The following is a 1,905-nucleotide window of genomic DNA, read 5'->3' on the forward strand; positions in this document are numbered from 1 at the left end:
CAGTTCCGCCGGTGGCAGTGGCGGTGCCTAAGGAGGTGACTTCGCCATTGTCGACGGTGTTGTCGCTGTTCGTATCAACCCACTTAAACAATTCAACCGTACTCCCTGTTTCAGCTGTCACACTGACCGCAGTGGCGGAATTCGCTGTGCCGACGGTTGGGGCAACAGGAGGTGTGGTGTCAGGGGCAGCACTCGTCGTCACATCCACCTTAGTCACACTAGCCTGATCGTTATTGGCGGCATCTTTTGCGACAAAGTAAACATCATAATCGGTACTAGCAGTTAATCCTGTCACAGCACTAAAGCTGGTATCGAAACTACCTGTATTGGCTGCACTATTGCCACTGGCTAATGCCGCACCACCGCCTGATGCGGTTCCGGCTTTGACCTCTGCAACAGTTGGAGCTGTTGCATTATTTGGTACAACCACATAGTAAACAGTGCCTGATTCATCTAAAGACGCGGAAGGCGTGAAACTGCTAGAAGTAATTGAACCAGTGGAAGGGGCGACATCGAATGTTGGCGGAATCGAATCACCAGCACCAGTAGCTGTAAATGTCCAAGTTATAGTTCCACTGACACTTGGATATTCAAAATCATCTGGATGCTCTGGGTATGAATGTAACGACAAAGAAAACGTGTTTGTTCCTGCATTGTATGTAAGATTAACATTTGGATTTCCAGTAGCTGTACCACTAGTTGGATAAGTGCCATCTATTGTATTACTCGTTTGTGTAATACCTGATACGGTATCTGTGAAATTAGGTAAAACAATATTTAAACCACCAACACCATATCCAGTTGTTTGATTGTATTGCAGAGTTACAACATTTCCAGATTGAGATATGTCTATATTAATTCCATTCCAACTCATATCAACACCGCTACCAATTGTTCCAGATTTTGGGTCGCTAATATAAGTCAAATTTGCATTAAATAATTGTCCAAGTATAGACAAATAATATTTGTAATCTTTTAAATTAAAATTAATTGCTTCTACTAATTTAGATGTATATTCCAACATCCAATCCCCAGCATCAGCAGAGTTTCCAGTCAAGTCATCAGAAGCCGCTATATCTGCTCCTGTGGCTTGTGCGAGTTTACCGATAAACTCCTGACCGACTTCACCATTAGCGACATGACACCCATAAACGAGAATATCACCATCAACCGTTAAACTATTTCCAATTTTTGATAATTCATTTTGATACTGATTAAAAGCACTCTTATTTAAATCTGCGGTTCCAAGCCGAATATTGCCTGCACTACCATGCGAAAGAATATGAATGGCATCATAACCCGTATGGCTTTTTGCCCATTCAGCCATCTGCAACACGCCATTTTGCTGACCATCCAACAAAACAACCTCAATACCCTCTGGCACCCCTGCCGCTAAAACTTCCCAATCCGCCACACTGGTATCAATAAACGCAGCTTCTAAACGCCCTTGATTTAACACTGCTACCGCCGGACGCAACACCGCAGGTGCTGAAACGATTTGGTTCTCAAAAGATTTTTCAACGTTACTCATTTTTTCATCCTCAAAATAGAATTTAATTCTTCAAATTAACGATACAAATCCAAAACATCTTTAATTCGCTGCTCCATCCTGTCGTCAATCTCAATCACCCTTCTTGCCAATAAATACGGCGCTACTTTTACAAACTCCATCGGTTCTAACCGCAATAAATCCGCCGCTTGTTCAATCGAATCCCAATCCCGCGCATGAATCACAAAAGAAGACACAACAACACCCACTTCTTTTTCATTCAAATTATTTTTATCAGTCATTTAATCTTCCCTTCATGCACAAAAAATCAACGCAAAAAAAAACCGCCGGTCGCGTGAATCACGCAACCAGCGGTTTTTCTAAAAATTCAGTAGCCGAGACTAAGCTATAGCTTG

At 42.3% G+C, this 1,905-nt stretch carries 2 protein-coding genes; both read right to left on the bottom strand.

Going from position 1 to position 1,905, the window contains the following annotated elements:
- Window positions 1–1,531: DUF4347 domain-containing protein (locus tag ACYVJG_RS12810; protein ID WP_460431396.1), on the bottom strand; the 1,531-nt coding region annotated here is incomplete at its 3' end.
- 35 nt (window positions 1,532–1,566) lie between these two features.
- Entirely contained in the window at window positions 1,567–1,791 is a 225-nt protein-coding gene (locus tag ACYVJG_RS12815; protein WP_460431387.1) for a hypothetical protein, read from the bottom strand.
- Between the last annotated feature and the right edge of the window lie 114 nt (window positions 1,792–1,905).

It is taken from the genome of Aquaspirillum soli (assembly GCF_054781915.1).

What these genes read in the sequence shown, in the direction of transcription:
- ACYVJG_RS12815 (WP_460431387.1), bottom strand. Translation starts at nt 1,791, where the DNA reads ATGACTGATAAAAATAATTTGAATGAAAAAGAAGTGGGTGTTGTTGTG.